This is a genomic window from Cypionkella sp. TWP1-2-1b2 (assembly GCF_049896245.1).
Classification (GTDB): Bacteria; Pseudomonadota; Alphaproteobacteria; order Rhodobacterales; family Rhodobacteraceae; genus Cypionkella.
On sequence record NZ_JAFCTX010000025.1, the window covers coordinates 64,425 to 70,523 of the forward strand.

6 protein-coding genes are annotated in these 6,099 nt (G+C 60.3%); 5 read left to right on the forward strand and 1 reads right to left on the reverse strand.

Features of this window, described 5'->3' with window-relative positions; genetic code table 11:
• From ACP7AP_RS16200 to ACP7AP_RS16220, 5 genes are read left to right on the forward strand one after another with little or no spacing between them, the layout of a single operon-like run.
• Entirely contained in the window at window positions 1-999 is a 999-nt protein-coding gene (locus ACP7AP_RS16200) for an ABC transporter permease (protein WP_426035615.1), read from the forward strand.
• Window positions 996-2,189 (forward strand): ABC transporter permease, encoded by a 1,194-nt coding sequence (locus tag ACP7AP_RS16205; protein ID WP_426035617.1) that lies wholly within the window; start codon window positions 996-998, stop codon window positions 2,187-2,189. Before ACP7AP_RS16200 ends, ACP7AP_RS16205 begins: the two co-directional genes overlap by 4 nt.
• A 55-nt stretch (window positions 2,190-2,244) precedes the next feature.
• Window positions 2,245-3,456, forward strand: a complete 1,212-nt coding sequence (locus ACP7AP_RS16210) for a glycosyltransferase family protein (protein ID WP_426035619.1) — start codon at window positions 2,245-2,247, stop codon at window positions 3,454-3,456.
• The gene (locus ACP7AP_RS16215) at window positions 3,453-4,700 is read left to right on the forward strand and encodes a glycosyltransferase (protein ID WP_426035621.1); all 1,248 of its coding nucleotides are present in this window, start codon (window positions 3,453-3,455) and stop codon (window positions 4,698-4,700) included. Before ACP7AP_RS16210 ends, ACP7AP_RS16215 begins: the two co-directional genes overlap by 4 nt.
• Window positions 4,697-5,845, forward strand: coding sequence for a glycosyltransferase family protein (locus ACP7AP_RS16220; protein WP_426035623.1), 1,149 nt, complete (start codon window positions 4,697-4,699; stop codon window positions 5,843-5,845). The genes ACP7AP_RS16215 and ACP7AP_RS16220 overlap by 4 nt, the downstream gene beginning before the upstream one ends.
• 132 nt (window positions 5,846-5,977) lie before the next feature.
• On the opposite strand, the gene ACP7AP_RS16225 is transcribed toward ACP7AP_RS16220, so the two are convergent.
• Window positions 5,978-6,099, reverse strand: a 122-nt coding sequence (locus ACP7AP_RS16225; protein ID WP_426035629.1) for an IS3 family transposase, incomplete at its 5' end; no start/stop codon positions are given.

Sequence of the window (6,099 nt, forward strand, 5' to 3'; positions counted from 1 at the left end):
ATGATCCGCTATATCTTCATGCGCACGCTTGCGATGATCCCAACCCTGTTCCTGATCTCGGTTCTGGTGTTCTTCATCATCGAACTGCCCCCCGGCGACTACTTTGAAAGCTATGTCTCGGAACTGCGCTCCTTGGGCGAATCCGCTGATCTGGCCGAGATCGACATGCTGCGCGAACGCTATGGCTTTGATCAGCCGCAAGTCGTGCGCTATCTGTGGTGGGTTGGCGGCATGTTGCACGGCGATTTCGGCTATTCGTTTGAATACCGCCTGCCGGTCAGTGAAGTGGTCGGCGACAGGCTGTGGCTGACCGTCCTGTTGTCAACCGTCACCATCCTGTTCACCTGGATCATCGCCTTCCCCATCGGCATCTATTCCGCCACCCATCAATACAGCTGGGGCGATTACGGCCTGACCTTCCTTGGCCTTTTGGGCATCGCCGTGCCCAACTTCATGCTGGCACTTGTGATGATGTATTTCGCCAATATCTGGTTTGGTGTCTCTATCGGCAACCTGATGGATCGCCAGTTCCTGAACGAGCCGATGAGCATGGCGAAATTCTCATCCATCATGTCGCATATCTGGATACCCGTGGTGATTATCGGCACCTCTGGCACCGCCAGCATGGTCCGACGCCTGCGCGCTAACCTATTGGACGAATTGAACAAACAATATGTTGTCACCGCCCGTGCCAAGGGTCTGCATCCGCTGAAGGTGCTGGTGAAATATCCGCTGCGCATGGCACTGAACTTCTTCATCTCGGATATAGGCTCGATCCTGCCCGCGATGATTTCCGGGGCCGAAGTCACCGCCATCGTGCTGTCCTTGGAAACCACCGGGCCGATGCTGATCCGCGCCCTGCAAAGTCAGGATATGTATCTGGCGGGCTCGTTCCTGATGTTTCTGGCCTTCCTGACAGTGATCGGCGTGTTGATTTCGGACATCGCGCTAACGTTTCTTGACCCCCGCATCCGGCTTGGTAAAGGCAGCAGCAAATGAGCGATCTGCCAAACCAGACCACCACCCTGCCCGCCCCCGGTGCGCCGATGACGCATTATGTCTCGGACGCGCCGTTTGATCCCTATGAGGCCGAAAACGCCGCCTCGGCCCAAAGCAAATTCGCCGAAGCCTCGCAGCTGCAACTGATGTGGTGGAAGTTCCGCAAGCATAGGGTGGCGCTGTTTTGCGGCGTGTTCCTGATCCTGATGTATGCCTCAATCTTCATCAGCGAATTCCTCGCCCCCTACAGTCAAGCCGCCCGCAATACCGATTACATCTACGCCCCGCCGCAAGCCGTACATCTGTTCCACGATGGAAAACTGATCGGCCCCTTCGTCTATGGCCGCAGTCAAGTGCTTGATATGGATACACTTCAACGCATCTACACCGATGATCCGAGTGATATTCAAAAACTGCGGTTCTTCTGTGAAGGCGACGCTTACAACTTCTGGGGCATGATCCCCGGCGACACCCATCTGGTTTGCCCCGCCAAAGACGGCCAGTTTTTCCTGCTCGGCACCGACCGCTTGGGCCGCGATGTGCTGTCGCGCATCATCTACGGCGCGCGCATATCGCTGACCATCGGCATCTTCGGCGTCACCATGAGCTTCATTCTCGGTATCGTGATCGGCGGCCTTGCGGGCTACCATGGCGGCTGGTTCGATGCCCTGACCCAGCGCATCATCGAAGTCCTGCAATCCATCCCATCCATCCCCCTCTGGATGGCCCTCGCCGCAATCATCCCAGTGACGTGGAGCCCCATCCTCGTCTACATCGGCATCACCGTCATCCTTGGCCTCTTGGATTGGACAGGCCTCGCCCGCGGGGTGCGATCTAAACTCTTGGCCCTGCGCGAAGAAGATTACGTCCTCGCCGCCCGTCTGATGGGCGCGGGCAGCGCCCGCATCATTGGCCGCCACATGATCCCCGGCTTCATGTCGCACCTGATCGCCTCGGCCACCCTGACCATCCCCGGTATGATCTTGGGCGAAACCGCACTCAGCTTCCTCGGCATCGGGTTGCGCGCGCCAATCTCCAGTTGGGGCATCCTTTTGACCGAGGCCCGCAGCGTCAACATCATCGCACTTTACCCATGGCTGATGTTCCCGGTCATTCCGGTGATCCTTGTGATCCTCGCTTTCAATTTCCTCGGTGACGGGCTACGCGATGCCGCCGATCCCTACAAATAGCCGCCGTTTCAATGAACCGCCTCCCCCTGAACAGCCATCCGCCAAGGTAGACCAAATGAAGCACCCGTTGGAAAATGCGCGGATTCTGATGTACAGCCATGACACCTTCGGGCTTGGCCATCTGCGCCGCTGCCGCACCATCGCGCATGCTTTGGTGCAGGAATACAGCGGGCTGATGGTGCTGATTGTCTCCGGCTCGCAGATCGCAGGCGCGTTCGATTACCGCGCCCGCGTCGATTTCGTGAAAATCCCAAGCGTCATCAAGCTGCGCAACGGCGAATATTCCTCACTTTCGGAACACATCGACGTGCATGACACCATCAAAATGCGCCGCTCGATCATCCGCCACACCGCCGAAACCTTTGCCCCCGATATCTTCATCGTCGATAAAGAACCGATGGGCCTGCGCGGCGAAATCGAAGAAACTCTCGCTTACCTGAAATCCAAAGGCACCACCCTGATCCTTGGTCTGCGTGAAGTGATGGACGCCCCTCGCCTGCTCGATGTCGAATGGAAGCGCAACGATGTGATGGGCAAGATCGAGCGCACCTATGACCACATCTGGGTCTACGGCCCGCCCGATTTCTACGACCCGCTCATCGGCCTCGATGTGCCGCCATCGGTGCGTGAGAAGATGGAGTTTGTCGGCTTCCTGCAACGTCGCTCCGCGCAAGAAAAGCTTTCAGAAAAGCGTCGTGACAGTGATTACTTGCTGGTCACCACAGGCGGCGGCGGTGATGGCGCTGATCTGATCGACAACGTGCTGAACGCCTATCTGCACGACCCCAACCTGACCCAAAAGGCGCTTGTCGTGCTCGGCCCCTACATGCCCGGCGAGCAGCGCACCGAATTTCTGCGCAAGGGCCAAGCCATCCCGCAAATCGAAGTGATCGAATTCGACACCCGCATGGAGGAACTGATTGCAGGTTCGGCCGGCGTCGTCGCGATGGGCGGCTACAACACCTATTGCGAGATTCTGTCCTTCGACAAACCCGCCCTCATCGTCCCCCGCACCACCCCGCGCGAAGAACAACTGCTGCGCGCCACCCGCGCTGCGGAACTCGGCATGATTGAGATGCTACTGCCCGTAGAAGCCGCTGATCCCGCCCGCATGGCAAGCGCCCTGCGCGCGCTTCCGATGCGCCCGCACCCCTCCGACGCTGCCCCCGGCCTGCATCTCGAAGGCCTCACCAACATCTGTCGGCTGGTCGGTGAAGACCTGACCGCCCGCGCCGAACGCCCCAATGCGCAGCGGTTCGCAAAGTGAAGCCAAACCGACCCCGTTTGGTCGTCGTGGTCAAAGGCTACCCCCGCCTGTCGGAAACCTTTATCGCCCAGGAATTGCGCGGGCTCGAACTGGCGGGCCTCGATCTGGTTATCGTCTCACTGCGCCATCCCACCGACAAAAAGCGCCACGCCGTGCATGATGAGATCGCAGCCGAGCTTTTGTACCTGCCCGAATACCTCTACCGCGAACCCCTGCGCGTCTTGCGCGGCTTGTGGACTGCCCGCCGCCAACAGGGCTTTTGGCCCACGCTGCGTGCATGGCTGAAAGACCTGATCCGCGACCCCACCTCCAACCGCATCCGGCGCTTCGGTCAAGCCGCGGTTCTGGTCGCCGAATGGCCCCAAAATGGCGCTTGGCTGCACGCCCATTTCATCCACACCCCGGCCTCGGTCGCCGACTACGCCGCCCAAATTATGCAAATTGGCTGGACCGTCTCGGCCCATGCCAAAGACATCTGGACCTCGCCGGATTGGGAGCTTTCGGGCAAACTTACCCGCGCGAAATGGGCCGTCACCTGTACCGATTTGGGCCATAAGCATCTGCAATCATTTGCGAAAACACCAGAAATCGTCTATCTCAGCTATCACGGGTTGAACCTTGATCGCTTCCCGCCCTACACCACCCCACGCCCCGCCCGCGACGGCAAAAACCCCGCCGACCCGGTGCAAATCGTCAGCGTTGGCCGCGCTGTGCCGAAAAAAGGCTATGACACTTTGCTGCACGCGCTTGCGCTGCTGACAACCGATCTGCACTGGCGCTTCACCCATCTCGGCGGCGGTCCAGAGCGTGAAAGCCTGCAAGCCCTCGCCGAAACACTTGACCTCACCTCGCGCATCCACTGGCAAGGGGCTGTCGATCAGTCCGAAGTCCTCGCCGCCTACCGCGCATCGGATCTGTTCGCGCTGGCCTGCCGCATCACCGCCGATGGCGACCGTGACGGGTTGCCGAACGTGCTGGTCGAGGCCGCAAGCCAAGGCCTCGCCTGCCTCGCAACCAATATCTCCGGCATCCCCGAGCTGTTCACCAACGGCGAAAACGGCTGGCTCACCCCGCCCGATGATGCCGCAGCCTTGGCGCGCGCGCTGGAAACCGCCATCACCCGCCCCGACCTGCGTGCCGACTATGGCCAAGCCGCCGCCACCCAAGTCCGCGCCACGCTGGATTACCATCACAGCGTGAACCAACTCGCCGCCCTGTTCGCCGCCGAAGGCCTGCATCAATGATCGCTTCCGTCTTCTTCTACGTCCAGCACCTGCTTGGCATCGGTCACCTCGCCCGGGCCAGCCGCATCGCGCGGGCGATGATCGACCGAGGGATGAACGTCACCCTTGTCACCGGCGGCTTGCCGGTTGCAGGCTTCCCCGGCCCCGGTATACCCCACATCGCCCTGCCACCGATTGCGGTATCGAACAGCGACTTCTCGGGCCTTCTCACCGCCAGCGGACAGCCCGCCGATGCCGCCTATCTTGATGCCCGCAAGGCCCAACTGCTTGCCGCCTACCATGCCATCAAGCCAGACATCGTGCTGATTGAAGCCTTCCCCTTTGGCCGCCGCCAAGTCCGCTTTGAACTGCTGCCGCTGATCGACGCCATTGACGCCAGCCACCCGCGCCCGGCCTTGGTCAGCTCGGTGCGTGACATCCTGCAACGCAAAGTCAAACCGGGCCGCAATGAAGAAGCCGTCGCGCTGATCAACCGCGCCTTCGATCTGGTGCTGGTTCATGGTGATCCCAGCTTTGCTGCCCTTGAAGACAGCTTCCCGCTGACCGATCAGATCACCGATAAAATCGCCTATACCGGCCTGGTCTGCCCGCCCGCACCGCCGCCGCCCGCCGAGCGGTTCGATGTGCTGGTCTCCGCAGGGGGGGGTGCCGCTGGAAAACAACTGATCACCGCTGCCGTCGATGCCGCCCGCCTGCTGCCAGGCCTCGCGAAATGGCTGATCATCACCGGCCCGAATTTGCCACAGCCCGATTATGACGGCTTCACCGAAAACCAACCCGCAAACGTAACTCTTACCCGCTTTCGCCCCGATCTCGCCAGCCTGATGCGGGGGGCAAAGCTTTCCGTCTCACAAGCGGGCTACAACACCGTCGCTGATGTGCTGATGGCCGGCTGCCACGCCCTCCTTGTGCCCTATGCTACCACAGGTGAGACCGAACAAACCGACCGTGCCGCGCTGCTGGAAAACATCGGTCGCACCCGCAGCCTGACCGAAGCCAGCCTGACCCCAGAAACCCTAGCAACCGCGATCCAACACGAAATCGCCCGCCCGTTGCCAGAGCAAGCGCTACGGATCAGCGTGGATGGTGCCGCGCGCAGTGCCGAGATTTTGTTGAATTTCGTGAAGAATAAGGCGCACGGTTAGTTCCACCCCCTGCAAGTGCTTGTGCTGCGGGCACTTCAATACTCGTTGCACTCCAGAGCGCCGTCCCTTGATACATAAGTAAGCGTCCGGTCTCTGGACCTGTCCCGGTTTCGTTCCGGTCAGGTGCTCATGTTAGGCGGCCTTCTGTTCGAAAGCCACGGGGGATTTCCAGCCAATTGCTGAGTGTCTGCGTCGGGGATTATAGAAGCCGTTTATGTATTCGAAGAGGGCAACTTCGACCTTGCGGCGGCTTT